Source organism: Microvirga brassicacearum, from assembly GCF_008757455.1.
Classification (GTDB): Bacteria; Pseudomonadota; Alphaproteobacteria; order Rhizobiales; family Beijerinckiaceae; genus Microvirga; species Microvirga brassicacearum.
Genome location: NZ_VCMV01000065.1, coordinates 330 through 755 on the forward strand (window position 1 = coordinate 330; position 426 = coordinate 755).

The 426-nt window shown below is 65.3% G+C and carries 2 protein-coding genes; both read left to right on the forward strand.

What is annotated here, in order from left to right; genetic code table 11:
• A partial coding sequence (locus tag FEZ63_RS25045; RefSeq protein WP_150948970.1) for a carboxymuconolactone decarboxylase family protein occupies positions 1 to 268 on the forward strand: 268 nt, incomplete at its 5' end.
• Positions 258 to 426 (forward strand): sigma factor (locus FEZ63_RS22285; RefSeq protein ID WP_275552362.1); only part of this gene is annotated, 169 nt, incomplete at its 3' end. The genes FEZ63_RS25045 and FEZ63_RS22285, both read left to right, overlap by 11 nt.

Consider the following 426-nt stretch of genomic DNA (forward strand, 5'->3'; position numbering starts at 1 on the left):
CGAGATGAGGCTGTACATGCTGGATGCCTGGCGGGAATCCTCCCTCTACAGCGAGCCGGAACGCGCGGCGCTTGGCTGGACGGAGGCGCTCACCCGGCTCGCCGAGACGCGGGCACCGGATGAGGATTATGAGCGGCTCAAAGCTCAGTTCACTGAGGCCGAACAGGTCAACCTGACCCTGGCGGTCGGCGCGATCAACGTTTGGAACCGGCTCCAGGTCGGCTTCAGGGCTGCGCACCCGATCGACGAGGCACGTGATGCTGCCTGAGCATACCGGCCAGTTCGAGGCGCACCGACCTAGGCTGGTGCGCCTCGCCTATCGGATGCTCGGTTCACGAGCGGCCGCCGAAGACATGGTGCAGGAGGCTTGGTTGCGCTGGCAGAACGCAGATCCGACATCCGTCCGCGATCCTGGGGCTTTCCTCT